Below are 25,417 nucleotides of genomic sequence, written 5' to 3' on the forward strand. Positions count from 1 at the left end.
TTGGAACAGGAAACAGTGCTCGTCTCCGGTGGCCGCCGGGGCCTGGACATCGAACTGGATCCCCGCGACCTGATCCGGCTCACGGGAGCCATCTCGGCACCGATCAGAACGGGCCGGTAGCAGGCACCCGCGATGGTTGGTCCCGGTCCCCTAATCGACGACGAACCTGTTGCGGATTGTGCCGAGCCCCGTGATGCCGCATTCCACAACGTCTCCCGGCTGGAGGAAACGGGGAGGCTTGAATCCGAGGCCGACACCGGGTGGTGTGCCTGTAAGAATCACGTCACCGGTTTCAAGAGTGATGGTGGTCGCCAGATAGAAAATCAGCTCACTGATGTTGAAGATCATGTCGGCGGTGGAACCAGTCTGGCGCGCCTCCCCGTTCACGGTGGAGGTGACACTCAGGTCGTAGGGATCAGGAATCTCTTCTGCCGTCGTCAGCCACGGGCCAATCGGGCAGAACGTGTCGGCACTCTTCGAGCGGGAGAACTGCCCGTCTGACTTCTGAGCGTCACGGGAGGAGACGTCGTTGGCCACGGCATAGGCAAAAACGTGGGCGGCGGCATCCTCGGGGCTGACACGCTTCGCCGGCTTGCCGATGATGACCGCCAGTTCGGCTTCGTAGTCGGCCTGATCCGTTACCCGCGGACCGATGACGACATCAGCGAAAGGTCCGTTGAGCGAGCTGGAGTACTTCGCAAAGATGAGGGGCTGCTCGGGCGGAACGGCTCCCGTCTCCTGCGCGTGACTTGCGTAGTTGAGGCCAACGGCCAGAATTTTGCCCGGGCGGACGACGGGGTTGAGAAGCTCTTCTTGTGCCACCTCGAGGGTGGGCACTGTCCCGGCCAAGCGGTTGTGCACGTTGTTGATGTCTTCAATGAGTGCCCGGGTGTCCGGGTAGCTTAGACCGAGTGAGGTCAGAGACGTCCACTTGCCTGAATCATCGCTGACAATAAAGTCCGGGCCGCCGTCGACCATTGTTCGTGCAATTCTCATCTTGTTTCTCCTGACTGTCCGGCGCTTGCTGCATTTACCTGAATCACAGCAGCGTCTTCCTTAGCCACGGGACCACGCCCCAGGCCGAAGAACTCGGCCGTACTGAGGCCGTCCAGGACCTGAGCTATGAGTTTCTGTTCGCGTTTGACGGTGGCGCGGGTGGAGGCGGCAACGTTTTCCCGCAACTCCCACGGAACAACAACCACACCGTCCTCGTCCGCCACTACAAGGTCGCCTGTGTTCACGCTGACTCCCCCGCACGAAACGCCTGCGCCCCAGGTGCCCCCGCATGCCTTGTGCGGACCGGCGGCAGAGATCGCCGCGCTGTAGACCGGAAAGCCACGCCGACGGATTCCCGCGACATCACGGATAGCCCCGTCAATAACGGCCCCCACCACTCCCCGACGTTGGGCAGCAACCGTCAGCACCTCTCCCCAAACTGCCCGGTCAGCGAATCCGCCCGCATCCACCACGAGCACGGCGCCTGACGGGACAACCTCAAGGGCCTGGTGCAGGGAACCGCTGTCACCCACCACAACCCGCACACAAAAAGCACGGCCAACCAGTCCGCTGCCCGTTTGGGGACGGATGCGGGAGGACATGATCCCCTGGCGCCCATTGCTGTCGGAGATTGCAGGCGTGCCGAAGGCAAGCCACTCCTCTGGCATGGTTTCCCCAGTCATGCATCCATCACCCCTCCACGGGCAATGTTGGAGGCGGGGCCTGGCCCGCCGGGGACGACGAGGTCTGCTTCAAGCCGCCGCCCGCAACCCGGACAATAGAAGTACCGGATGGCAACCATGACCTCCTCCCCCTCGGCGTAGTCCTCTCCGCGAATGGGGCCAATCATGGATGCGGGCATTTCTTCGTAAACGCAGCCGGGCCGCAGATCGGCGGCGGCCGGGCCGAGAATAGTGCCACATCTGACACAAGACATGGTGTCCCTCCCGTGATCGATGGCAACAATGTCCCAATAGTGCACCGCTTCACGTTCAGCACCACTCCCGGGATCAGTGGCGGCCATCCATTGCACCCCCGGGAGCGGATGCTTCTCGACGAAGGGCATGGCCCTGTCCAAACGTTGCTTTCGCAGTTCCTGTCGCGTGACGTCGGTCTGCTCGCGGTCCGGCTCGGGGGTGTTTCCGGCGGTCAGGACAACGCCGTAGGTCCTGGCTGCCTCATCTGCGGAGACAAGCCCCGTTCGAACGTCTTTGAGCACTTTGTCCGGATCCCGGTCCAGCGGATCCCCGAATCCGCCGCCGCCTTGCCAGTTGTGATACTCCACGGTGTTTGGACCGAATTCGATCTTCGAACTGTTGAGCGGGCCAACCGTCCGTTCGCCCTGGATCTGGCCAAGGGTCCCGACGAGACCGGTGTTTTCCGTCTCCTGGTCAAGCCTGGCAGCGTCGAGGAACCGAAGGTAGCGTACGGTGGCGCCGGGCAGCCCTCCGGCCAATCCGATGGCGTTCGGGGTGAGCGATCCCACTCCGGCGAAAGATGTCGACAGCGGGCCCTTGGCCTCGTAGGGAACAATCGCCACCTCACCTGACACTCCACCCCTGAAGCGGCCGGCTCCACCGGAATCAGTCAGTTGGCGACGGAACAGGTACAGAAGCGGGTAGGCGTCTTCTGTCGCTTCGATCGAGGGGATGTTCGCAGTGGTGTTGATGATGATCCCGCCCGTATCGACTCCATCTGCATACGTTCTCGCCCCTGTTCCGGCAGCAAAGTGGCTCGCTTCGGGGGCGACTGTGAACGTTCCGTCCCGGTTCACTCCCACCATGGAGACGCCAAGGGAGGTGGCACACCAGCTGGCCATCGCTTGCTCGTGGTGCTTTGGGCTGGCCAGAAGCATTCGGGACAGCACAACGAGCACGAGGTTCAATGTGACGATGATTGCGGAGATGGTGGACATCGACACCGGGGTGGGGAACTCGGCAGTCACGATGGTGCGGGGCGGCGCCTTGATCTCGACACAGTCGGCAGCGCCGTCGTTCCATGTCAGGTCGTACCCAAGCGCGATGCAGACGCCGGATAAGACGGCCGCCCGAAGCCCTCCGAACGCAGTGTTGGCAAAGCCCTCCACCTGCGCGTCGGAACCTGCAAAGTCGAGGGTCAGGTGGTCGCCTGTCTTCGTCAGGGTGCAAACGATCTGACGGACGTTTTGCTTATGTCCATCGTGGTCCAGATACTGCACTTCGCGCCACTGACCGTCCGGCAACGACCGGAGCCGGGAACGCATCCGCCCGGCAACATGGCCGATGCCGCGACGCATTACCTCATCAACAACAGAAGGCCCCACCTCGTCGGCAACCTCCAGCAATCGGGTGCGCCCGACCTCATTGGCCACAAGCTGCCCCCGCAGGTCCAGTTCGGCCAGGGGTTCGCGCACCTGGGCCATGATGAGGTCGACGATGTCCTCCCGAATCTCGTGGGCTTCTACGATTTTCGTCGGCGGAAGGCGGAGCCCCTCGTCAAAGACCGACCTGGCGGTCATGTTGAAACCCCCGGGTTCGCTGCCGCCAATGTCGAGCCAATGGCCCGACGAGCCCACCCAGGCACGAAGCTCCCCCGAATGGTGGACCGGCGCGACAGTGGCGACATCCGGTTGGTGCGTCGCCCCCAGGTACGGGTCATTGCAGATGAACATGTCCCCCGGGTTGATGCCGGGATGCTGCTCGCGTTGCTTGATGACCGAGCCAACGATGAGCCTTAGTACATGGGCCTGGGTCGAGATATACGGGCCCATGGCAACCAGCTTCCCGTCCGGTAACGTGATGCCAGTGCTGGCATCATAGGCGCCGACGAGGATCGGCGACCCGGAGGTGCGCATGTACTTGATGCCCATTTCCTCCGTGATATCGAGCAAACGGTGCCACACCACCTCGAACAGCACCGGGTCGATTTTTTCAGTCATCGGTTTCTCCTGCAGCCTCGAGGGAAATAATCAGGTTGCGCAGTTCGTCGACCTGCGCAGTCGCTCCTGGGGGAACTGCGACGCTGGTACCCGGTTGTTCGATGATTGCCGGTCCCGAAAAGTCGTGGCCAATCTCCAATTGGTTGCCGGAGTAGATAGCGGTGGTAATCCAGCCACCCTTCTCGGGCCAGTAGACATCGCGGCGGTGCATCGGAGTGTCCAGCTGCGTTATGGCGGGAGCGGCCCCCTCTTGCCCCACCTCGATCCCGCTGGCGGCAGTTGCATCGACCCCTATCCGCAGAATACGAGGCACCGCATCCTTCAGCCGGGCTGTCTTTCCAAACAGCACTTCATAGCGCTCGCCGAACGCTTTGGTGAAGGCATCAACGATTGAGCCGCTGACTGCATCGTCTCCGTGCAGATGCACACGGACGTCGTGCAGTTGCCGTTCATAGCGCATATCCGCCCACCGCGTAATGCCGATCCGATCGGTGGTGACGCCTTGGGCGTTGAGCGCGGCGATGGCGTTCTCAGCGACGTCTTCGAAGCTTCTGACCAGTACCTCGTCGTCGCGTCCGGCTTCAGTGCTGATGGACCGCTGAACGGTGCGGATAGTGTCCGAGATCACCACACCATAGGCGGAGAAGGCAGTAGCGCTGAGCGGAATCACCAGGCGGGACACTCCGGCTGCCCTGGCATAGGACGCCGCGTGCACAGGTCCCGCTCCGCCATACGCTGCCAGTATGAATTGACGGGGGTCATAACCCCGCTCAAGTGTTGCCTTGCGGATGAGATCCCCCATCTGCGAGTCCACTACTCGGCGGATCCCTGCCGCTGCCGCCACGACGTCCCCATCGAAGAGTGGATCGGCGATGTAATCCTTGATTGCGGTCTCTGCCAGGTCGAGCCGTAACTGGATCCGGCCCTCGAGGAACCGTGTGGGGTCAAGGTAGCCGAGCACGGCGTCCGCATCGGTGACCGTTGGCCTCGTACCTCCCCAGCCGTAACAGGCCGGCCCAGGTGATGCCCCAGCTGACTCCGGACCGATCCGCAGGCGCCCGGCGTCTTCCCAGGCGATACTTCCACCGCCAGCGCCGATGGACACGACGTCGATCATGGGCGAGAGCAGCGTGTATTGGTTGATGATGGTCTCCGGGGCCATCGACCAGCGGCCATCAACGATGAGGCCAACCTTGAAGGTAGTACCACCCACGTCAGTAGCGATGACGCGCTCCTGCTTCATGGCCGCCGCCAGCTTCTGCACGGCAACCATCCCACCGGCCGGGCCGGACTCGATGGTGCTCACAGGGAGAACCGACGGGATATCGCTCACTCCTCCGCCTGCCTGGAAAATGAGAATGGGAACGAGCAGGCCTTCCTCCGTGAGGCGCTGATTCAGTCGCTCAAGGTACTTCTCCAGCGTCGGTGCTATGAATGCATTAACCACCGTCGTCGATGTGCGCTCGTATTCCCCCGTAACCGGCGAGATCTCACTGGACAACGAGACGTGCGCGTCAGGGGCTAAGTCACGGATCACCTCGCGCACCAGCTGCTCATGCTCTGGCCTTTGATGGCTCCACAGCAACGTGACGGCGAACGAGGTGACTCCTTGGTCAAGTAGGCTCCGGACGCCGGACTCTACGTCCTCTCTCCGAAGAGGCTCGATAACCCGACCGGAGCGGTCGACCCGTTCGGGAAGTTCGACGATCCTTTCCCGTGTGACGATCTGCGGCGGTTTATCGGTCGCCCGCAAGTGGCGGCGCTCAGTGAGCCCAAGCCCTGCCACCCGGCCACGCGCACGCATAATCAGGATCTCATCGCCGAAGCCCCTCGTTGCAAGAAGGCCGACCACGGCGCCCTGCTGCCAGGTAAACATCACATTCGTGGTCTGTGTGGTCGCATGCGAGAAGCGCTCGGTCTCTGACAGCAGCTCGGACAATGAAAGCCCGAACTGTTCCGCGGCCCTCGTCACGCCGTCGAGCAGCCCTTCCATCAGGTCCGGCGGCGTAGTGGGCGACTTAGCGATCACTTCGCGCTGGGTTGTCCGGTCAAGAACGACGACGTCGGTAAATGTCCCGCCGATGTCGACCCCAATAACGAAAGGCATTTTGCTTCCTCCATGACTGCCGCAAGGACTGGATCTTCCATGGTGCACAATCGTTTGCGCTAATATACAAACGAAGAACCCCGGGGGTCAAGATCTGTGGCAGCAGTACATTTGGATGTGGTGGAAGCGAATGAAGTTGGGCGAAAGAGAGAGCATGGAATCAACTAATCGCAAGACGACAATCAAGCACATCGCTGAGGCGGCAGGCGTGCATCCTTCCACCGTCTCCCGTGCCCTCAACGGTCTGCAGGAGTCGCGGATACCGCAGGAAACGGTTGATCGCATCCACAAAGCCGCGGCTGAGCTTCAGTACGAACCCAACCCGTGGGCGCAGAGCCTCCGTACCAAGAGGGCCATGATGATCGGACTGGCGATTCCCCGCTTCACCGACTACGTGCTCGCTCAGATGTTTGAGTCCGCGCAAATCCGGGCGACGGAATTCGGGTATGACACACTGACGGCGGGAGCGGAGGTCGGAGGAAAGGGCAATGCCGCGATCAAGGGTTTGATGGACAGACGAACGGACGGTCTGATCCTTGCCACAGCAAAGATCCATGACGAATACCTCGCGGAGATAGAGCGAAGCGGTGTTCCGTTCGTGCTGCTCAACCGCAGGTCCGGTGCCTACCCGGCGGTGACCGGCGACGACGAACTTGGCGGCTATCTCGCGACCCGCCACCTCATTGAGCAGGGCCATCATCGCATTGGCCACATCAGCGGTCCGCTGACCGTCAGCACAGCGGACAGCCGCGCGCGTGGCTATCGGCGTGCAATCGAGGAAGCAGACCTGCCCATCGGTCCTGAATTGATGCAGGAGGGGCGGTTCGACGCCCGGTCGGCTGGTGATGCTGCTGAAGCGCTCCTGAGCCTCCCCGAGCGCCCGACAGCCATCTTTGCGGTCAATGACATCAGTGCACTCGCCGCCATGGCCACCGCCCGCCAACGCGGGCTCGCTGTCCCTGAGGATGTCGCCGTGGTTGGCTACAACGACTCGGAAGTCAGTTCGCTCCTTCCCATCCCCCTCACGAGCGTCCGGGTTCCCCTGTTGGACATGGGGAGCGCCGCCGTCGACCTTCTCCTGGCTCTGATGAACGGCAAGCCTGTCGAATCGATCGTGAAAGTTCCCGAGCTTATTCCCCGGGAGTCGTCCTTGTTCTCCCGGTCCTAGCGTGACCAGGCACACTGGAGGAGCCGATAGACGCAAGCTCTATCCCCCGACCAGGAGCCAGTTGTAAATCTGTGGAACAAAGGTAATAAGAACGGTCAGCGCCAGCAGCGCGATGATAAACGGCGTGACTGCCACCGAGAGCCGCCCCATCGGCACTTTGCTGATGGACATCGCGACAAAAAGGCTTGCCCCGACAGGCGGGGTGGCCAGTCCCAGCGTGAGGGCGAGCACGGTGACGACTCCGAAGTGCACGGGATCGACGCCATAACTGATCGCGGCGGGCAACAGCACAGGGGTAACGATGATGATTGCGGGAACCGGGTCGAGCGGCATACCCACCAGCAGCAGCACAATCAGGGCAATCAGCAGGAACACGGTCTGGCTGTCGGTGATCGACAACATTACTTCCGCTACGAGGCCTGGCAGGCGCGAGTAAGCCAGCGCCCAGTTGAGCACGGACGACGAGGCAACGATGATCATGACCGTAGCGGTCATGACCACTGAAGCTCGAAGCACATGCAGGGCTTTCTCCACGTTCAGTGTGCGGTACACCAGGCCCACGATGAGAGCGTAGAAAACGGCCACCGCCGCCGCCTCGGTTGGAGTGAAGATTCCTCCGAGGATACCGCCGATGATGAGTACCGGCATAAAGAGCGCAATGAGCGCGTCCCGGACGGAAATCGCCAGGTCCTTTCCCTCCAGCACCTGGTCAGGACGCAATTTCGGGGTAACGAAGCCCTGCCGCCTCAGAAGCACGAAGTTGGTGATCATGACGGTGACACCGATCAGGATTCCAGGGATGATGCCGGCGATGAACAGGTCCCCGATGGAAGTCTGGCTTTGAACACCGTAAATGATAAAGGGGATGCTGGGCGGAATGACGGCGCCCATGAGCGAAGCGGCCGTAATCGTTGCCACCGAGAACTCCCGCTTGTACCCGTCCCGTTGCATCTCGGGAATCATGGTGATGCCAACTGCCGCGAGATCGGCTGCAGCAGCACCGCTGACTCCGCCGAAGACCATTGATACCAGTACGGCGACCTGGGCCAGCCCCCCGTAAATCTTTCGCAGGAGATACCGCGTAAGCCGGACGAGCCGTTCAGTAAGCCCGACTTCGTTCATGAGGTAACCTGCGAGGACGAACAGCGGAATGGCCATCAGAGTGAAATCGTCCATTCCCACGAACAGCCGCTGGGCAACTACAGTCAACGGCGCAGGGGTTGCCAGCATGATGTAGATAAGCCCGGTTCCGATGATGACTATCGCCAACGGCACACCCAGGGACATCAGGCCAACGAATCCGCCAATCAAAATGCCAGGCATCAGATCTCCTCCAGTTCAGGGTCAGCAGGCGGAGGAGGGACCGTCGAGAACATGCGGACAATCCCTTGCAACCCCATAAGGGCAAACCCCACCGGAATTGCCAGATAGGCCCACGCAATCTGGATCTGCAACGCCGGGCTCACCTGATTCCGATCGAAATTGGCAGCTGTCCCCTCAGCCCCGTACCAGACGACAGCGACGCTCACGATGACCGTGATAAATTCGCCGATCCTCCTCGCTACCTCGTGGCTGAAACCGGGGATCCTGCCAAGCAGGGATTGGAGCGCGGGATGCTCGCTGCGCCGGTGTGCGCAGGCAAGCCCCAGGAATACCAGCCAGATTGACAGGTATCGGGCCAGCTCCTCGCCCCAACTCAGTGAGGCATTGAGCACGTAGCGGAAGAAAACCGATGAGAGCACCACTCCCACGACGCCGACGAATAGCAGACTGCAGACCCAGAGCAGGACCTTGTCCACCAGGCCGAGAACCCGATCCAGCCCCTTCACCACACGTGCCCCTGGGGTGGACCGGGAGGGTGGGTCGCTTCCGCTCTCGGCCTTGCGGGCAGGTTCTAAGGTCATTCCCTCAAATCCCGGATGGTATTCAGCATCTCTTCTGCATCCAGATCGGCTGCCCATTTGTTCCAGACGGGCTCGAGAATCTCCAGGAAGGCCTGCTCATTGATCTCGGATACCTGTACGCCGGCACCCTTCACCGCTGCGATGGCGTCCTCCTGCAGGTCCACAAAGAACTGGCGTTCGTACGTCGCAGCCTCGGTCATGGCCTCGGAGATAGCCTCCTGCTCAGCCTGGTTCAGCGTGTCCCAGAAATCTGCTGACACGATGACCGGCCGGGGCTCCGCAAGGAATGCCGCCTCCGGAGCAGTGGCATGCTTGATCAGTTCGAAGAGCTTCAGTGAGTTGACGGAGCCCCAGTCCAGGGTTGCACCCTCGATGACTCCCGTCTGGATCCCGGTGTAGACCTCCCCATAGGGCATTGGCGTAGGGTTCGCGCCCAGGGCCCGGAGTGCGTCCGTCAGCGCGGGATTCTCGATGGAGCGCAGCTTGAGTCCGTTGAGGTCGGAGGGTTCACTGATCGGGACATCCACTGTCTGAATGGAGCTGTCTCCCGTGCTGAACCAGTCGAGCACATGGAATTTGCCTTCGTTGCGGATGCGCTCCGCAAGCTGATCGGCTGCCGGCGAGTCAACGATGCGCTGCATGTGCGCCTGGTCCTGGATGAGGAACGGCAATTCCAGCAGGTTCATCACCGGCGCGAGAGTTGCGAGCGCCCCGGCACCCACACCGACATGGATCGAACCGTCCAAAATCGACTCGTTGATATCACGTTCCTGGCCCAGTTGTCCGCCAGCGAAGACATCAACGGTGATCTTGCCATCGGTCTTCTCTTCCACTACCTGCTTGAACTTTTCCGCGCCGTCAAAATAGGGGAACGATTCGGGAGTAATCAGGGCGAAGACGAGCTTCCGCTCACGAATCTCCTCAGAGTTGCCCCCTCCTGGAGCGCCACCCTGACATGCCGTGAGAACGAGTGCTGTGGCCGCGAGCATCGCTGTAGCAATGCCGTGTTTTCTGGTACGCAATTTTCCTCTCCTTGCACTTGATCCGTGTAGACGATTCACAGGTGCTCATGAGGGGTCGCCCAGCCGGCTGTTTTCGACGGCGGACGCGACGCTCAGGTGAGCAGACCTACCTCGATCAGCGTTGAACGAACCTCTTCCTTGTCTTGTTGTGTGACGGCCGGCTCGGGGGCGCGCGTGGTTCCTCCTGGTATGAGTGCCATCTGGACGAGCGCCTCCTTCACCCGGGCAATGAATGAGAATTTGGTTTGCCCCAGGTCGCGGCTGAAAGTGTTGATGAGCGGCACGATCCTGGAGTTCATGTGCTCGACGGCCGCTGTGTGATCCCCGCTTGAGACAAGTCGGTAGAGCTGGGTCCACAAGTGAACGCCAACGTTTCCAATGCCCACCATGGATCCCTGCGATCCATACAGCAGCATGCCAAGCAGTGTGTAGGTGTTGTTATCAGCAAACACTGCCGTCTTGCCTTGCACAGCCTTGTAGTCGGCCTCGTAGGTCTCCATCGAGGTTGCTTCCTTGATACCGATGACATGCTCGATCTCGGCCAGGCGGGCAATGGTCTTTGCCGGGTAGTTGACTCCGGACGACACCGGATACTGGAACACTGTCATTGGCATGTCGATGCCCTCGGCGAGGTCCTTGAAGAACTTCACGACGACGTCTTCATTGTTGATGAACCCCCGCCGAAGGATGTTGTAGAACGGCGTGTTGATTTGGAGCACCGTCGCCCCGGCATCCTTGAGCTGATTGCCGAAAGAGATGGTGTCCTTGGTCGATGTGGGTTCCACTCCCGTCAGGATTGGAATCCTGCCATTGACCACCTCGGCAACTGCACTGACAACTTGCAACTGCTCCTCGCGGTTGAGGCTTGTGACCTCACCGGAATACCCACAGGTGAGTATCCCGTTTACGCCCGGAACGTTCACGACGTGGTCAACATATGACCTCAGCGAAGCGAGATCCAGTGATTCGTCGTCGTTAAAAGGCGTCACGACTGCAGTGACCACGCCCTCCAGTTTGACCTGTTCCATGCTCACTTCCCTCTCTCAGCGCAATCGATTGTGCGGATTGAAAAAAGGATACCTATCAGCGTGTGCGCACTGTCAAGAGGGCCTTTAGTCCCTCCGGGCCATGACCCTTGGCCCGCCCCTTTTGGGCCAGCCCCCTTATGGCCCTACGGCTCCGGAACCACTGCTCCCGGGTTCGTCCTGGGCGCCAGCTGCTGCCGCAGCCATGCCGAAACCAGCGACTCCCAGCGCTGGGGATCAACGTTCCATTCCTTGGTGTGCCTGGCCCGGCTGAAGCTTGCGAAGGTGACCATCTCGGGGTTCTTCTCAGCGAGCTCTGCCGAAGGTCCGTAGGGCACATACTCATCGTCCACACTGTGGATAATGAGAGTCGGAGTCCGCAGCTCGACAGCCCTCGCCACCCAGTCCATGGCTTTGAGGTCCACGGGAGCCGCGAGTCCCGTAAGCCTTCGGCCCAAGCGGTGGCTCATCATCAGCTGGCCATACCTGCCGACGCCAGACGGTATGCGATGAATTTGGGCATGGTGCGCCAGAACCTCCACCCAGTTGATCACGGGAGCATCCAGGACCATGGCACGGATCAGGTGCCGGTAGCGCGACAAATCGGCGGCTTGAAGACAAATCGCCCCGCCCATGGACCAACCAAAAAGGACCACCTCTTTGGCGCCATTGGAGAGGGCATAAGTAATAGCAGCCTCTACGTCGCGCCATTCCGTGGAGCCGAGCCCGTACCGTCCGTCAGGTGCAGATGGTGCCAGGCCGTCATTCCGGTAGGAGATCAGGAGGCTGGTCAGGCCATGCTCCCTCGCTGTGTGGACGGCCCGTAATCCCTCCTGGCGGGTGGCTCCCCTGCCGTGCACCATGATGGCCCAGATGTCCGTTGCCGGCCCGGCCGGAACCGTGATGGCCGGCGCTGATCCGCCGTCGACATCAATCAGCACCTCCTTTGAGGGGAGGCCGATAGCGGCGGGATCGGGGTAGGCAACCCCACTCCACCAACCACGCCTGGCAGTGGCAAGATCACCGCTGTACACCGCCTCCACTTCACGAAGCACCGTGCGCTCCGCGGGCGAATACGACAGGATCCTGCCGATCCGGGCATGGCCGCGGCCGCTGTCAAAGAAGAGTCCGTAGACCCCTTCCACAATGGCGTCATCAGTCGCGTCGAGGATGACCTGCTGCCGGTTGCCTTCGCGAATGACGGCAAGGATTTCCTGGTTCTCGTCACGGATACGGGCAGGGGTTATCACCCTCCGCGCGAAATACAGGGCGAGGGCAGAGGAACCAGCCCCCATCAGACCTGCCAGGCTCGAACCTGCAATCACTCCGCTCAGTGCCCACTTGGCACTCAGGGACTTCGATCCCGCCGTCGAGCGGTCTTTTGCTGAAGTGCCCGGGAAGGGGCGCAATGAAGCGCGGGGGGTCTCGGGGCGGCGCAGCAGAAATGCCATGCAACCATTCTTACCGCTAACTCACATCTGACACATTCCGGACATGCCGCAGCCGCATGTACTGCAGTGATGATGTGGCCGGACTAGGCTGAGGTCATGAACGATCCGATCGTCATCATGACAGAAGAACCGCTGGGTGCGGATGACCGCGTCAACATTGAACGCCTTGTGGACGGCGGTGATATTCCATTGGTGGTGCTTGTTCCGGCCAATACCGAGCGTCATATGCTCGTAGATTTCCTCGAGCACTTGTCGTTGCTGGAGATCGCCAAGGCTTTCCGGGAGTTGACAGCACACACTCCCGATCCCGAGTCTGAACGTGCTGAGGCCGCTGAGACCCTTGCTGTATCCCTTGCCGCTCTGTCCGGAGTGGGCGCAGGCGTGACAGGCGAGGTGGTGGATGGCCGCGCTGTCGACGGACTTGTGTCCAAGGTCAAGGAACTCGGTGCCAGTCAGGCTGTGGTGATTACCCGCCCCCATGCAATAGCAGACACTTTCCACACTGACTGGGCCAACAAGGCCCAGGACAGGCTGGGACTGCCTGTGCTCCATCTCTACGCAGGTTCGGGATTTATCGGCGACTCCTAGACGTTGACCAGGGTATGAGCATTCAAGGAGACCACGGCAACAGCGAGGCGCCCGTTGCGGCCCGGACCGACGAGGAATGGCGCCGGGAACTTTCGCCGGAAGAGTACCGGGTGCTGCGCCAGGCCGGAACCGAGCGGCCCTACACCGGCGAATACTGGGACACCCACACCGAGGGCGTCTACCAGTGCCGGGCTTGCGGGACGGAACTGTTCACCAGCAAGGAAAAATTCGATTCACACTGCGGCTGGCCCTCCTTCTGGGCGCCCTTGGCGGAGGGAAAAGTACGGTACATCCACGATCGCAGCATGGGAATGGACCGTGTCGAAGTGCGCTGTGCCACCTGTGATTCGCACCTCGGGCACGTCTTCGAGGGCGAGGGTTATGAAACCCCCACAGACCAGCGCTTCTGCATCAACTCGGTTTCGCTGCGGTTGGTCAACACCGAAGAGGGCTAAAGGGCGCCGGTCCGGTTTCACCCAGCACTCCTCTTGATCTGGATGACTCTTTCTGTAGACCTTGCCCAAGACTCTCTTATGCTTGATGGGTTTTTGGATTAGGGACTCTGATTGGTTGCTACGCTCGCCGTAGAAGCACCAGCGACCAGAAAGGCCACTGCCACCATGAGCATTCCCGTCATCACCAGCACCGGCGAAGCCGAGGACAAAGCAATCCAGGAAAAAGCAGACGCAGTCCAGGCGACCGCATCGTCCCAGTCTCCGGCACCTGTCACGGCCGCGCATCCCGACTGGGTCCGGTTGAAGACGGCAGCCACAGCGCTGCAGTCTCTGCAGGCAAAGGACGGCTCACTTCCCGAAGTGGTCCACCATACTGAAGCGGCAGCTCATGTTGCTGTTATTGTCGGGTCAATAAACGCCTTAGCGCCGTCGTTCCCTCACGACGCCGCCTATCTGGAACTCCTCGTACAGGACTTCGACGCCTGGGCAGACGGAGGCTTTGGCGTACCTGATTTCCTCGACTCCCTGCTGGCGTTCCAACCGCAGCAGCACCGGGAAAACGGGCTTCAGCATTTGGTCGTTTTCCCCATGTACACGCAGAACGGCAGCAGCAGCCGGCTCGTCGAGGCCGTGCTGATCGAGGTCATCTGGCCTGAATTCATCGCCGACCTTGAGGGCGGCGAGTACTCAAACAGGCTCTTTGTTCCCATCCGCTTCCTGGATTTCACCCCCGGCTACGACTCCAATTCAGCGGTCCTGTTCCCGGAAACAGTAGGCGTCCGGGAAACACCCACCTTCACCTGGGGCGCAATTTTCGCCGACCGGGAAGCCGCCAGGTTCCGTAAGGTGTTGCGCGCCGCCGCCCAAATCACCTCGCTGGAGCTTCCGCCAGAAGCCAGGGAGTTGTTGGAAGACCAGCAACTGACGCAGGAAACCTTCGTGATGTGGGACCTGATTCACGACCGCACGCATATGAGGGGCGATCTCCCTTTCGACCCCTTCATGATCAAGCAGCGGATGCCGTTTTTCCTGTACTCCTTGGAAGAACTGCGCTGTGACCTGACAGCGTTCCGCGAGTCCGTGAAGATTGAAAAGGACGAAAAAGCCAGCCTCGAAGCCCGTCGGCATGCCAAGCTCGTGCAGTACGCCGTGATCTTCGACCGGATCTTCCGCTTTGCCATCACCGGCAGCCGTGTCCGCAACTACGACGGCCTCGGCGGGCAACTCCTCTTTGCCTGGATGCACCAGCACCGGGTGCTGCACTGGACCGACAGCAGCCTCAGCATCGACTGGGAGGAAGTCTCCCAGGTGGTCATCGAACTGGGGCTCCGGATCGAGGAACTGTACTGGCGCTCCATCGACCGCCCCAAAACAGCACACTGGTTGGCAGCCTATGAGCTCGTATCCGGTACCGTGACTCCTAACCCCGCGTCCGTCTGGGCCAAGGGGCCGGAAGCTTTGCCACTCGCCGGGCCACCACGTGGACTCACTGACCAGGTGCTGGACGACGAATTCCCCCTGTCCATGTTCTATGAAGCGCTGGAGAAGAAGATGCGGCCCGTCATCGAATCCACTGCCGGAATCACAGGGACGTTTACCATCACATCCAGCACGGAGGCTTTGAACGCCCTATGAAATCCGGACGCACCCTGAACGTACTCGTCACTGGTGGCAGCGGAGCCTCGGGGGTGGCGACCGCCATGGCCCTGCGGCGCGCCGGCTTCAGGGTCCTCACCGTTGGCTCGGACAAACAACGGATTGTCGCTGCAGCTGCCCAGGCGGGCGAGGGAGTCACCCCCCTCGTCTGTGATCTCGCAAACCTGGCAGAGGTCCAGGCACTGCATTCGGATGTCACGACGGCCCATGGCGGGATCGACGGCGTTATCCACCTAGTCGGCGGATGGCGCGGCGCCAATGGCATCACTACTCAGACGGACGAGGACTGGGACTTCCTGGAACGCAATGCGGTGACCACGCTCCGGAACGTTTCCAGGGTGTTCTACAACGATCTCTCAGCATCGGACACCGGGCGCTTCGCGATGGTGTCCTCCACGGCCGTGACCTCCCCCACCGCCGCAACGGCAAACTATGTGGCAGCCAAAGCGGCGGCTGAGGTTTGGACGATGGCTATGGCTCAGGGCTTCGAGACAGACAAGGACGAGAACGAGGGTCTCCGCAGTGCAGCCGTCGTGTTTGTGGTCAAGGCATTCGTCGATGACGCGATGCGGGAAAAAGCGCCAGAGCGGAAATTCCCCGGCTTCACCGATGTCAGGGACCTTGGCGCTGCAGCCGTTGACCTGTTTCAAACGAACGCTCATGAACTGAACGGGCAGAAACTCCTGCTGGTTCCCTGACTGCTGTCCTTCCCTGACTCGGCGGCTCTTTTCTGACTGCCCTTCGCACACAGTCTGTCCTCGAAGGCACCTTCGAGGACAGACTCCCCGCGCATCCCTAAACTGAAAGTGTGACCAAAGCAATGACATCCACAGTAGAGACTTCTCCCGCCTCTGCCGCTGCCGAAACCTCCACCGGAGCTCAGGAGCAGATGCAGCTGCACGATCCGTCGGTGCGCAGTTTCGCCTCGGACAACTACTCCGGTGTGCACCCTGACGTTCTGGCAGCGCTGGCAGCGGCAAACGGCGGCCATCAGGTCTCCTACGGTGAGGATGACTACACGGCCAGGCTGCAGCTGCTGATGGAGAAGCACTTCGGTGAGGGCATCGAATGCTTTCCTGTTTTCAATGGAACAGGGGCCAACGTTCTCTCCCTGCAGTCTCTCCTGCCCCGCTGGGGCGCAGTGATCTGCGCCGCCACAGCCCACATCAATATGGACGAAAACGGGGCCCCGGAAAGAGTGGGCGGCATCAAGCTGCTCGCGGTGCCCACGGCCGACGGCAAATTGACTCCCGAGATCATCGACCGCGAGGCGTGGGGTTGGGGAGATGAACACCGCGCCCAGCCGCTGGCCGTGTCCATCACCCAAACGACTGAAATGGGGACCTGCTACACCCCTGAGGAAGTCCGGGCCATTGCCGAACACGTCCATGCCAAGGGCATGAAGCTGCACATGGACGGAGCCCGCCTTGCCAATGCGGCAGCCCATCTCCAGGTTCCGCTGCGGGCCTTTACGCGCGACGCCGGGGTGGACATCCTCTCGTTTGGCGGAACCAAGAATGGTCTGCTTTTCGGGGAAGTAGTGGTGTCACTGAATCCGGAAGCTTCCAGCGGCCTGATCTATCTCCGCAAAATGAACATGCAGCTCGCGTCCAAGATGCGCTTCTTGTCAGCGCAGTTCATTGCCCTGCTTGAAGGCGATCTGTGGCTACGGTCGGCGGCGCAGGCAAACGCCATGGCTGCGAGGTTGCGCGCTGGGGTAGAGGATATTGACGGCGTCGAACCCACCCAAAAAACCGAGTCCAACGGCGTCTTTGCCGTCCTGCCTGCGGCAGTGGCGGACAGGCTGCGGAAATCGTTCAGGTTCTATGACTGGAACGAGGCAACCCGCGAGGTCCGATGGATGTGCTCGTTTGACACCACCGAAGAAGACGTGGACTCCTTCGTCGCCGCCATTAAACGGGAGTTGACTGCCGGTTGATCAAAGAACCACGACGGCGAGTCTGCAGGAAAATGCTCCGGCCCTTGCGTACCCTGCGAAGGTGAACGCACTCGCCCAGGTTCCTGCAGAGTTTCTCCACGCTCTGGGGAGCCTTAGAAAAGCTCGTTGCAGAAGTGAACTTCGGCTCGATGAGATCCCAGCGCCTTCACGGCTGGCACCCTACGCAGTTGCCTTGGGAACCGAAGTCATGGCGCCAAGCCATCGTCCGGGGCCGGCGTCGATCCATGGGCCCGCTGCCGCAGCCCTTTCCAGGGCATCCGGCGGCGAGGAGCCCGACGACGAACTGGCCACCGGGCGCTTTATCCTCCTGTACGACCCCGATGGCTCCGCGGTCTGGGATGGGGAGTTCCGCATCGTGACGTATATCCGCGCCCAATTGGAACCGGAGATGGGCAACGACGAAATGCTCGGTTCCGTCGCCTGGACGTGGCTGGTAGAGGCCCTCGAAAACCACCGCGCGCCCTACCGTGCTGCCGGGGGAACAGCCACCCGGGTCCTCTCCGAAAGCTTCGGCACCCTCGCTGACCGCCGGGAGTCAATCGATATCGAACTCCGGGCCTCCTGGACCCCCGCCTCGTCGGACGTCCGCAGCCATCTGGAGGCGTGGTCAGACATGGTGTGTACTTTTGCAGGCCTCCCGCCGCTGCCCGACGGCGTGTCTGCCCTGCCACGCAGGCGGACCCGTTGGCAGTAATGGAGAGGGCGCAGGACATCCGGCCGTGCGTTGTCGGTAAACTGTTGGAATCATGACCCCTCACATTCCGGAACACACCACAGCCGGCGTCCCGGCTGCTGACATCAACCCGCACATCACGGTGGAAGGCTTCGACAGCCTCGTCCCGGAAGTCATTGACCTTGACTCCCCCCGTGACGGCGTGCCGCTCGTTATTGAAACTCCCGCCGGCCTCGAACGCTGTGCCGCTGCGATAGCCGCCGGTACGGGCCCAGCCGGAGTCGATGCCGAACGAGCCTCAGGCTTCCGCTACGGTCAACGCGCCTTCCTTGTCCAGATCCGCCGCGAAGGCTCCGGAACCTGGCTCATCGACCCGGAACCATTTGGGGACCTGCGGATCATCAATGACGCACTGCAGGGGGTCGAGTGGATCCTGCATGCGGCCAGCCAGGACCTGCCCTGCCTCGCGGAACTGGGCATGTGGCCCGACAAACTCTTTGACACTGAACTGGCGGCCAGGCTGGCAGGCCTCCCACGGGTAGGCCTGGCCGCGGTTATCGAGCAGCTGCTGGGCTTTGGCCTCGCCAAGGAACACTCGGCCGCGGACTGGTCCACCCGGCCGCTCCCCGAACCGTGGCTCAGGTATGCGGCGCTGGACGTGGAAGTACTCACGGAGTTGCGGGAAGAACTCATCGACCTGCTCGAGGCAGACGGCAAACTCGGATTCGCGGAACAGGAATTCGCCGCCATCCTCCAAAACGGCCAGGCGCCGCCGCGGATTGACCCTTGGCGCAAAACCTCCGGCCTTCACCAGATCAGGGACCGCCGGCAGCTGGCCGCGGTCAGGGAAATGTGGGTGGAACGGGACTCCCTGGCACGCAAGCGCGATGTTGCCCCCGGCCGGCTTCTCCCGGACTCAGCTCTGGTGGCTGCAGCCAAAGCCATGCCGTCGACCGTGCCGCAACTGTTGGGAACCAAGGGTTTCCACGGCCGGGCTGCGCAACGGGAAGCGCCGCGCTGGCTTCGCTGCATCAGCATTGCCAGGAACCTCGAGGAACTCCCTCCCCTGCACCTGCCCACCAATGCGCCGCCGCCTCCCCGTGTTTGGGCAGACAGGGATCCCGAGGCAGCCCAGCGGCTTGCAACCGCCCGGCCCCTGCTGCAGGAAGCGGCCGACACTCTCAAGCTCCCGGTGGAGAATCTGCTGACTCCGGATTATCTGCGCCGGGTGGCATGGCGCCCCCCGGCCGGGATTGATGAGTCCTCCATCGCGGACGAGCTTCGCAGGCTCGGCGCGCGTGAATGGCAGGTGGGGATCGTGTCACCCCTGATCACTGAAGCATTCCTCAATCCCCAGCCCCTGCCTTTCAAGGAGCCGAAGGAAAACCCGGCAGTAAAAGGCAACACAGACGGTCCGGCGGTGGCCTGACGAAGGCTGCGTCTTCAGGGCAGCGGCCGCCGCGGCCGCTCGACCTTGCAAGCTAAGTTACTCACGAGTAACATGGGTTTCACTTGTCGCCCGGTTCACTGCTGCCCAGGGTCATTTCGGCCCCGGACCAGTGCCGCGGCACCCATGTCTCGATGAGGAGTAGCACGTGAGCCAAAGCAGCGGTAATCCGCGGACCAACCGGAACATCAGGGACATAGTGTTCGTGGACGGTGTCCGGACACCGTTCGGCCGCGCCGGCGAGAAAGGCATCTACGCCGGCACCCGCGCGGACGACCTGATCGTAAAGTGCATCCGGGAACTTATGCGGCGTAACCCTTCGCTCCCGGCAGCACGCATAGATGAGGTGGCGATCGCGGCCACCACCCAAACAGGCGATCAAGGCCTCACCATCGGCCGGACAGCTGCCCTGCTCGCCGGCCTGCCGCGGACGGTCCCGGGATTCGCCATTGACCGCATGTGCGCCGGCGCCATGACGGCAGTCACCACCACTGCAAGCGGCATCGGTTTCGGCGCATACGACGTCGTGATCGCCGGCGGTGTGGAGCACATGGGCAACCACCCCATGGGTGAAGGGGCTGATCCCAATCCCCGCTTCATGTCCGAACGGCTCGTGGATCCGGCTGCACTCAATATGGGCAACACAGCGGAGAACCTGCATGACCGCTTCCCCGCCATCACCAAGGACAGGACGGACGCCTACGCCGTCGCCTCCCAGAACAAACTGGCAGCAGCCTACGGAAGCGGTCAGATCCAGCCAGACCTGGTCCCCGTAGCAACGATGAAACCAGGTCAGGGCTGGACTCTCCACTCCACCGACGAACCGCCACGCCCGGGCACCTCGCTGGAGGACCTCGCCTCGCTGCGGACCCCTTTCCGTCCCCACGGGCGGGTAACGGCCGGCAATGCTGCCGGACTCAATGACGGCGCAACTGCAGCAATTCTCGCTTCGTCGGATGCGGCTGAGGAACTGGGCCTGGCGGTAAAGATGCGCCTTGTTACCTTTGCATTCGCCGGCGTCGAACCCGAGGTTATGGGCATCGGACCTGTTCCTGCCACTGAAAAGGCCCTCAAGAACGCCGGACTGGGCATTGATGATATCGGGCTGTTCGAAATCAATGAGGCCTTCGCGGTGCAGGTCCTCAGTTTCCTGGACCATTTCGGGATCGACGATGACGACCCCCGGGTTAACCGCTATGGCGGTGCAATCGCCGTGGGCCACCCCTTGGCCTCCTCCGGGGTCCGGCTCATGAACCAGCTGGCCCGCCAGTTCGAGGAAGACCACTCTGTTCGCTACGGCATGACCACCATGTGCATCGGCCTGGGAATGGGGGCGACAGTCATCTGGGAGAACCCCCATCACGCGGACTACAGCGGAACGCGTCCCGGCACTGACGCCAACACTGAAGAAACCAGCACCACAACCGAGACTGGAGCCGCAGCATGAGCGCCGCAGATTTCCGCAAGCTTGCCGATCTTTTTCCGAACGAGACAGTCACCCACTCCTACGTCCAGGACATCCAGCTGCCGCCTGCAGCGGGAAAAGTCGGAGGCGAAAGTCCAGGCACGTTCGCCCTGGTGACCCTCGATAACGGGCTCGACCACTCCAAGCCCACCACCCTTGGACCGAATACTCTTGTGGAACTCGGCATGGTTCTTGAGGGCCTGCGGGAACGCGCAGCCCGCGGCGAGATCGTCGGCGTCGGGATTACCGGAAAGCCGTACTACCTCGTCGCCGGCGCGGACCTCTCCGCCGTCAAATCCTTGGACAGCCGGGAACATGGCTTGTGGATGGCCCAGCTGGGCCACGACGTTTACGCCACGCTGGCCAATCTGGGCGTCCCAAGCTTCGCTTTCATCAATGGTGTCGCCTTGGGCGGCGGGCTCGAGATTGCCCTGCAATCGACGTACCGCACTGTTTCCGCCGGTGCGGGGGCACTCGCCCTGCCGGAGGCTTTTATTGGCCTGGTCCCCGGCTGGGGAGGGGTCTACCTCCTGCCACGGCTCATCGGCCCGGAAAATGCCGTCAAGGTCATGATCGAGAACCCCCTCAGCAACAATCGCAGCCTTTCCGGACCCGAGGCCTTCCAACTGGGCGTCGCGGATGCCATCTTCGAACCTGCCGACTTCGTGGAACAGTCCATTGCATGGGCAGCGAAAGTCATCTCAGGCGAGATCGCTCCTGAACGGTCCAGCGCCGTGGACCCAACTGACCCGGTGGTTGCCCGACGCTGGGAAGCCGCCGTGGCGGCTGGACGTTCTTTTGTGGAGGCAAAAACCTCCAACGCTTCCCCGGCGCCCGGGAAGGTCCTGGACATCATGGACGCCAACCGCACCATGCGGCAGCAGGAATCGGCGGAGCTGGAATGCGATACGCTCGCTGATCTCATGCAGACCGATGAATTCCGGTCCACGGTGTACGCATTCCTGGACCTGGTTCAGAAGCGTTCCAAGCGCCCCGCAGGCGCTCCCGACCGGAAACTGGCCCGTCCGGTCACCAAGATCGGCGTGGTGGGTGCAGGGCTGATGGCCAGCCAACTGGCCCTCCTCTTCGCCCGCCAGCTCAAGGTTCCCGTTGTTATGACGGATATCGACCAGGCCAGGGTGGACAAGGGCGTGGGCTACGTCCACGCCGAAGTGGACAAGCTGCTGGAAAAGAAGCGCATCAGTCCTGACGCGGCCAACCGTACCCGCGCCCTGGTAACCGGTTCCGTTTCCAAGGAAGCCTTCGCCGACGCTGATTTCGTCATCGAAGCCGTCTTTGAGGAACTCAACGTCAAGAAGCAGGTCTTTGCGGAAGTGGAGGCCATCGTTTCAGCAGACTGCATCCTTGCCACAAACACGTCGTCCCTCTCCGTAACGGCCATGGCTGAGGACCTGCTGCACCCCGAGCGGCTGGTCGGTTTTCATTTCTTCAACCCCGTGGCTGTTATGCCGCTGCTGGAAATAGTCCGCGCCCCCAAGACCGACGACGCCGTGCTGGCCACCGCCTTCGAACTCGCCAAGGGCCTGAAGAAGACCGCCGTCCTCGTCAAGGACGCCGCTGCCTTCGTCGTCAACCGCATACTCCTGCGCCTCATGGGTGAAGTCACCGCCGCCTTCGACGAGGGAACGCCTGCCGAAGTGGCCGACAACGCCTTGCGGCCCATGGGCCTCCCCATGACTCCCTTCACCCTGGGGGCCATGGTGGGCCTGCCGGTTGCGCAACATGTCCAGGAATCTTTGCATGCCGCGTTTGGTGACCGTTTTGCCGTGTCGCAGAACCTGCAGAAGCTCATCGACAACGGGATCAAATCCATCTGGGCGCCAGGTTCGGAGAAGACGAGCCCCGACGGCAAGCCGGTCATCCCGGCGGAAACGCTGGCGCTGATGTCCTTTGGTTCCTCCCCTTCCACTGCTGTGGAAGTCCTGCACCGCACCCAGGACGCGCTTGCCGAGGAAATCGGGCTCATGCTTGCCGAAGGAGTGGTGGCAGGCCCGGAGGACATCGACCTGTGTGTCATCATGGGCGCCGGCTGGCCGATGTTCCTGGGCGGTATCACCCCGTACCTTGACAGGGTCGGTGCCTCCGAGCGGGTCAATGGCAAGCGCTTCCTCGCACCAGGGGTTGCTTCCCGTCCCGCCTGATACCCCGGGACAGCAAGGGTCAGAGGACGGCTAAAAGACCCGTTGGATAACCCGTCGAAAGACCGTGGTTGCAGCGTGGGAGGCTCCTAAAGTTCGTGGAGCCTTCCACCCCGCAGTCTGAGCACGCGCTGGCTCACTGTTCGGGCATAGGCGAGATCATGCGTGACCACCAGCACAGCAGCACCGCGCAGTGTGACCGTGTCCAAGGCTGTTTGGAGGCGCGCAATTCCGTGACGGTCCAACCCCACCGTCGGTTCGTCCAGGGCGATGACGGCGGGCTGGCGCGCAAGCACCGTGGCCAGGGCCAGAAGGCGCTGACCTGACGCCGGCAGATCGTGGGGATGGGCTGAGGCAACATTTGCCAGGCCCACGTCCTCCAGCGCCTGGATGGCACGCACTTCCGCTTCGGCACCAAACAGGCGGTCAAGCCCAAAACCTACTTCACGCAGCAGGGTCCGCTCGAACAGTTGGTCCCGCGGATGCTGAAAGAGCAGGCCGACGTCTGCGGCGATGGCCCCTGTTGATTTTCCCCGGATGGGAGCCCCTCCCACCAGCACTTCCCCGCGGTCAGGATGCAGCAGCCCGTTGACATGGCGCAGCAGCGTGGATTTTCCGGCTCCATTGGGCCCCGTGATGGCCACAATCTGGCCGGGTCCTACGTCCAGATCCACTTCGGTCAGGACGGCACGCTGCCCGCCTTGCGCGATGGGCAGGGAATAAGTGACGTTCCGGAAGCTCAGGCTGGACGCTTCAGTTCTGGCTCCCGGCGAAACCCTGTTCGCTCCCGCGGGGCTCCCATATGCCGGTTCCGGGGCGGCCGCTTCAGGACCGTAATGTCCATGATGCAATTCCTCCGACGACACCACCACGCCCGACTCTGCCAGGCCCCCGCTGAGCAGCACCTCAGCCGGCATCCCTTGGGCGGTGACCGAACCGCCGTCGAGCACCAGGCAGTGGGTGGCCTGCGAGAAAAGGCGGCCGGCCACTTGTCCGAGATGGACGACGGCGGTCCCCTTGGAAACCAGCCCGGTGATGAGGTCCAGGATCAGTTCGGCCCCCTCCGCATCGAGGGAGGACAAGGGATCATCCAGCATGAGGACCACCGGGTCGAGGATCACGCAGCAGGCGATGGCAAGGCGCCGCAGCTCGCCTCCCGAAAGGCTTCCAGGGTCCCTGTCGAGCAAGGGGGAAAGACCTGTTTGCGCGGCCACGTCAGCTACGCGACGATGCATGTTGTCGCGATCCATACCGCGGTTTTCCAGCCCGAATGCCAGTTCTTCCGCCACGGTGGACCGTATCCGGGAAAGCATTGCAGCGGCATCCTGGGGCACATAGCCCACCTGCCGGGACCAGGCTGCGGGACTGATCCTGGGGTCGTCCTCGGTACCGGCGAAGTCTAGGCGTTGGGCACCGTTGGGGATGCCGTCCCCGCTCAGTGACAGCCGTCCCCTCAGCTGGCCATCGCTTCTGAGCCAGCCTGCAAGCAGCCTGCCGAGTGTTGACTTGCCGCTGCCTGCCCCGCCCAGCACCGACGTCAGCGTCCCTGCCTGCACCGCAAGGCCTATGCCATGTACAGCAGGTGCTGTCTCCCCATGGAAAGTAAAACTTTCGATGCGGGCATCCAGAACCGGCGTCGTCATTCGTTTCCTGCCAACGGCGAGGGAAGAACCGGCACGCCGAACCAGGAAGCACTCAGCCTCAGGATTACTGCGGCAGCAGCCAGCCCCAGAACTGCACGGCGGAATGTTCGCTGCCCCCGGGTATCGGCCACCTCACGGTACGTGCTGTGGGGGCCTGGAGAATTGAATCCGCGCGCATCAAGGGCGTGGGCCCTTTCCGCTGCATCCTGGATGAGTGCCAGCACCAACGGAACCATCTGCAAACGTGCAGCAGCGAGGCGTTGGACCAGGCTGCCACCGAGGACAAGTCCGCGGGCTTCCTGGGCCTGCCGGATCCTGGCCAGCTGCTCCGTGATGGCCGGGGCCAGCGTGAGCGTGGATGCAAGGACATAGCCGAACTGCGGCGGGATCCGGCGGGTGGTCATCGTCGCAACAAGATCCGGAACGTTCACCACGAAAGAAAACAGCAACAGCACCAGGACACAGCCCGTAGTCCGCGTTCCCATCTCAAGGGCGAACGCCAGCCCCTCAACTGTGATCCGGGCCGGTCCCCATCCTGCCAGGACGGTGCGGCCCTCCGGAAAGAACAGGCCGTGCAGTACCAGCAGGGAGAACCAGAGCGGCAAGAGGATGACGGCGGAGGCAGCGAGGACCCGGCGCAGGACCCCCGCACCTACCCCCGCACCGAGGGCAGCCACCGCAACTGCGACAGACACCGGCCAGTTTGACGCCGCCACCGTGAAGGTGGCGGCCGCGCCGCAAGCAGCAAGGGTGGTGAGTGGATTGAGGCGGGAAAGCACCG

21 protein-coding genes and 1 pseudogene are annotated in these 25,417 nt (G+C 62.1%); 11 read left to right on the plus strand and 11 right to left on the minus strand.

The features are described 5' to 3' along the window. Positions 1–120, plus strand: a pseudogene (locus RIN13_RS01210) (Cys-tRNA(Pro) deacylase); the annotation flags it as partial. Between the two features lie 30 nt (positions 121–150). On the opposite strand, the gene RIN13_RS01215 reads toward RIN13_RS01210, so the two are convergent. The 4 genes from RIN13_RS01215 to RIN13_RS01230 are packed head-to-tail and all read right to left on the minus strand — an operon-like array spanning position 151 to position 6,020. Then, entirely contained in the window at positions 151–996 is an 846-nt protein-coding gene (locus tag RIN13_RS01215) for a fumarylacetoacetate hydrolase family protein (RefSeq protein WP_309105508.1), read from the minus strand. Next, positions 993–1,679 (minus strand): RraA family protein, encoded by a 687-nt coding sequence (locus RIN13_RS01220; RefSeq protein ID WP_309105509.1) that lies wholly within the window; start codon positions 1,677–1,679, stop codon positions 993–995. Before RIN13_RS01220 ends, RIN13_RS01215 begins: the two co-directional genes overlap by 4 nt. Beyond that, positions 1,676–3,913: a hydantoinase B/oxoprolinase family protein gene (locus RIN13_RS01225; RefSeq protein ID WP_309105510.1), complete on the minus strand. Its 2,238-nt coding sequence runs from the start codon at positions 3,911–3,913 to the stop codon at positions 1,676–1,678. Before RIN13_RS01225 ends, RIN13_RS01220 begins: the two co-directional genes overlap by 4 nt. Next, a complete protein-coding gene (locus RIN13_RS01230) occupies positions 3,906–6,020 on the minus strand; it encodes a hydantoinase/oxoprolinase family protein (protein ID WP_309105511.1) in 2,115 nt (704 codons plus the stop codon). Before RIN13_RS01230 ends, RIN13_RS01225 begins: the two co-directional genes overlap by 8 nt. A gap of 154 nt (positions 6,021–6,174) precedes the next feature. On the opposite strand from RIN13_RS01230, the gene RIN13_RS01235 reads away from it, so the two are divergent. After that, positions 6,175–7,188 carry a LacI family DNA-binding transcriptional regulator gene (locus RIN13_RS01235; protein WP_309105512.1) on the plus strand — a complete coding sequence of 338 codons (1,014 nt, stop codon included), beginning with the start codon at positions 6,175–6,177 and terminating at the stop codon, positions 7,186–7,188. Between the two features lie 39 nt (positions 7,189–7,227). Here the strand turns inward: RIN13_RS01235 and RIN13_RS01240 are convergent, their stop codons facing one another. The 5 genes from RIN13_RS01240 to RIN13_RS01260 form a co-directional block, all read right to left on the minus strand. Beyond that, positions 7,228–8,511 carry a TRAP transporter large permease gene (locus RIN13_RS01240; RefSeq protein ID WP_309105513.1) on the minus strand — a complete coding sequence of 428 codons (1,284 nt, stop codon included), beginning with the start codon at positions 8,509–8,511 and terminating at the stop codon, positions 7,228–7,230. Further along, positions 8,511–9,092, minus strand: a complete 582-nt coding sequence (locus tag RIN13_RS01245) for a TRAP transporter small permease (protein ID WP_309105514.1) — start codon at positions 9,090–9,092, stop codon at positions 8,511–8,513. The genes RIN13_RS01240 and RIN13_RS01245 overlap by 1 nt, the downstream gene beginning before the upstream one ends. Further along, positions 9,089–10,114, minus strand: coding sequence for a TRAP transporter substrate-binding protein (locus tag RIN13_RS01250; protein ID WP_309105515.1), 1,026 nt, complete (start codon positions 10,112–10,114; stop codon positions 9,089–9,091). Before RIN13_RS01250 ends, RIN13_RS01245 begins: the two co-directional genes overlap by 4 nt. 92 nt (positions 10,115–10,206) lie before the next feature. Beyond that, on the minus strand, positions 10,207–11,142 hold the full coding sequence (locus tag RIN13_RS01255) for a dihydrodipicolinate synthase family protein (protein WP_309105516.1): 936 nt from the start codon (positions 11,140–11,142) through the stop codon (positions 10,207–10,209). 143 nt (positions 11,143–11,285) lie between these two features. Beyond that, the gene (locus RIN13_RS01260; protein WP_309105517.1) at positions 11,286–12,590 is read right to left on the minus strand and encodes an alpha/beta fold hydrolase; all 1,305 of its coding nucleotides are present in this window, start codon (positions 12,588–12,590) and stop codon (positions 11,286–11,288) included. Positions 12,591–12,686: 96 nt separating this feature from the next. Here RIN13_RS01260 and RIN13_RS01265 point away from each other — a divergent pair, with 96 nt between their 5' ends. The 9 genes from RIN13_RS01265 to RIN13_RS01305 all read left to right on the plus strand — a co-directional run bounded on the left by RIN13_RS01265 (position 12,687) and on the right by RIN13_RS01305 (position 22,996). After that, the gene (locus tag RIN13_RS01265) at positions 12,687–13,178 is read left to right on the plus strand and encodes a hypothetical protein (protein ID WP_309105518.1); all 492 of its coding nucleotides are present in this window, start codon (positions 12,687–12,689) and stop codon (positions 13,176–13,178) included. Between the two features lie 14 nt (positions 13,179–13,192). Continuing rightward, complete coding sequence (msrB, locus tag RIN13_RS01270; protein ID WP_309105519.1) at positions 13,193–13,633, plus strand: peptide-methionine (R)-S-oxide reductase MsrB; 441 nt, start codon at positions 13,193–13,195, stop codon at positions 13,631–13,633. Positions 13,634–13,798: 165 nt separating this feature from the next. Beyond that, complete coding sequence (locus tag RIN13_RS01275) at positions 13,799–15,268, plus strand: DUF6421 family protein (protein ID WP_309105520.1); 1,470 nt, start codon at positions 13,799–13,801, stop codon at positions 15,266–15,268. Next, on the plus strand, positions 15,265–15,987 hold the full coding sequence (locus RIN13_RS01280) for an SDR family oxidoreductase (RefSeq protein ID WP_309105521.1): 723 nt from the start codon (positions 15,265–15,267) through the stop codon (positions 15,985–15,987). The genes RIN13_RS01275 and RIN13_RS01280 overlap by 4 nt, the downstream gene beginning before the upstream one ends. A gap of 191 nt (positions 15,988–16,178) precedes the next feature. Next, on the plus strand, positions 16,179–17,228 hold the full coding sequence (locus tag RIN13_RS01285) for a low specificity L-threonine aldolase (RefSeq protein ID WP_309105665.1): 1,050 nt from the start codon (positions 16,179–16,181) through the stop codon (positions 17,226–17,228). Between the two features lie 61 nt (positions 17,229–17,289). Beyond that, the gene (locus RIN13_RS01290; protein ID WP_309105522.1) at positions 17,290–17,943 is read left to right on the plus strand and encodes a DUF3000 domain-containing protein; all 654 of its coding nucleotides are present in this window, start codon (positions 17,290–17,292) and stop codon (positions 17,941–17,943) included. Between the two features lie 52 nt (positions 17,944–17,995). After that, positions 17,996–19,351, plus strand: coding sequence for an HRDC domain-containing protein (locus RIN13_RS01295; protein WP_309105523.1), 1,356 nt, complete (start codon positions 17,996–17,998; stop codon positions 19,349–19,351). A gap of 166 nt (positions 19,352–19,517) precedes the next feature. Continuing rightward, on the plus strand, positions 19,518–20,816 hold the full coding sequence (locus RIN13_RS01300) for a thiolase family protein (RefSeq protein WP_309105524.1): 1,299 nt from the start codon (positions 19,518–19,520) through the stop codon (positions 20,814–20,816). Beyond that, positions 20,813–22,996 carry a 3-hydroxyacyl-CoA dehydrogenase NAD-binding domain-containing protein gene (locus RIN13_RS01305; protein ID WP_309105525.1) on the plus strand — a complete coding sequence of 728 codons (2,184 nt, stop codon included), beginning with the start codon at positions 20,813–20,815 and terminating at the stop codon, positions 22,994–22,996. The genes RIN13_RS01300 and RIN13_RS01305 overlap by 4 nt, the downstream gene beginning before the upstream one ends. An 86-nt stretch (positions 22,997–23,082) precedes the next feature. Here RIN13_RS01305 and RIN13_RS01310 read toward each other — a convergent pair whose 3' ends face one another. Both RIN13_RS01310 and RIN13_RS01315 read right to left on the minus strand, forming a co-directional pair. Then, complete coding sequence (locus RIN13_RS01310) at positions 23,083–24,636, minus strand: ATP-binding cassette domain-containing protein (RefSeq protein WP_309105526.1); 1,554 nt, start codon at positions 24,634–24,636, stop codon at positions 23,083–23,085. Continuing rightward, complete coding sequence (locus RIN13_RS01315; RefSeq protein WP_309105527.1) at positions 24,633–25,415, minus strand: energy-coupling factor transporter transmembrane component T; 783 nt, start codon at positions 25,413–25,415, stop codon at positions 24,633–24,635. The genes RIN13_RS01310 and RIN13_RS01315 overlap by 4 nt, the downstream gene beginning before the upstream one ends. Between the last annotated feature and the right edge of the window lie 2 nt (positions 25,416–25,417).

It is taken from the genome of Arthrobacter sp., assembly GCF_031179985.1.
Taxonomy (GTDB): domain Bacteria; phylum Actinomycetota; class Actinomycetes; order Actinomycetales; family Micrococcaceae; genus Arthrobacter.

Bases quoted from the DNA above. Each gene is read 5' to 3' on its own strand.
- RIN13_RS01305 (WP_309105525.1), top strand. From the start codon at position 20,813: ATGAGCGCCGCAGATTTCCGCAAGCTTGCCGATCTTTTTCCGAACGAG.
- RIN13_RS01215 (WP_309105508.1), bottom strand. From the start codon at position 996: ATGAGAATTGCACGAACAATGGTCGACGGCGGCCCGGACTTTATTGTC.
- RIN13_RS01275 (WP_309105520.1), top strand. From the start codon at position 13,799: ATGAGCATTCCCGTCATCACCAGCACCGGCGAAGCCGAGGACAAAGCA.
- RIN13_RS01260 (WP_309105517.1), bottom strand. From the start codon at position 12,590: ATGGCATTTCTGCTGCGCCGCCCCGAGACCCCCCGCGCTTCATTGCGC.
- RIN13_RS01280 (WP_309105521.1), top strand. From the start codon at position 15,265: ATGAAATCCGGACGCACCCTGAACGTACTCGTCACTGGTGGCAGCGGA.
- RIN13_RS01220 (WP_309105509.1), bottom strand. From the start codon at position 1,679: ATGACTGGGGAAACCATGCCAGAGGAGTGGCTTGCCTTCGGCACGCCT.
- RIN13_RS01225 (WP_309105510.1), bottom strand. From the start codon at position 3,913: ATGACTGAAAAAATCGACCCGGTGCTGTTCGAGGTGGTGTGGCACCGT.
- RIN13_RS01235 (WP_309105512.1), top strand. From the start codon at position 6,175: ATGGAATCAACTAATCGCAAGACGACAATCAAGCACATCGCTGAGGCG.
- RIN13_RS01240 (WP_309105513.1), bottom strand. From the start codon at position 8,511: ATGCCTGGCATTTTGATTGGCGGATTCGTTGGCCTGATGTCCCTGGGT.
- RIN13_RS01285 (WP_309105665.1), top strand. From the start codon at position 16,179: ATGCAGCTGCACGATCCGTCGGTGCGCAGTTTCGCCTCGGACAACTAC.
- RIN13_RS01230 (WP_309105511.1), bottom strand. From the start codon at position 6,020: ATGCCTTTCGTTATTGGGGTCGACATCGGCGGGACATTTACCGACGTC.
- RIN13_RS01310 (WP_309105526.1), bottom strand. From the start codon at position 24,636: ATGACGACGCCGGTTCTGGATGCCCGCATCGAAAGTTTTACTTTCCAT.
- RIN13_RS01295 (WP_309105523.1), top strand. From the start codon at position 17,996: ATGACCCCTCACATTCCGGAACACACCACAGCCGGCGTCCCGGCTGCT.
- msrB (WP_309105519.1), top strand. From the start codon at position 13,193: ATGAGCATTCAAGGAGACCACGGCAACAGCGAGGCGCCCGTTGCGGCC.
- RIN13_RS01245 (WP_309105514.1), bottom strand. From the start codon at position 9,092: ATGACCTTAGAACCTGCCCGCAAGGCCGAGAGCGGAAGCGACCCACCC.
- RIN13_RS01255 (WP_309105516.1), bottom strand. From the start codon at position 11,142: ATGGAACAGGTCAAACTGGAGGGCGTGGTCACTGCAGTCGTGACGCCT.
- RIN13_RS01265 (WP_309105518.1), top strand. From the start codon at position 12,687: ATGAACGATCCGATCGTCATCATGACAGAAGAACCGCTGGGTGCGGAT.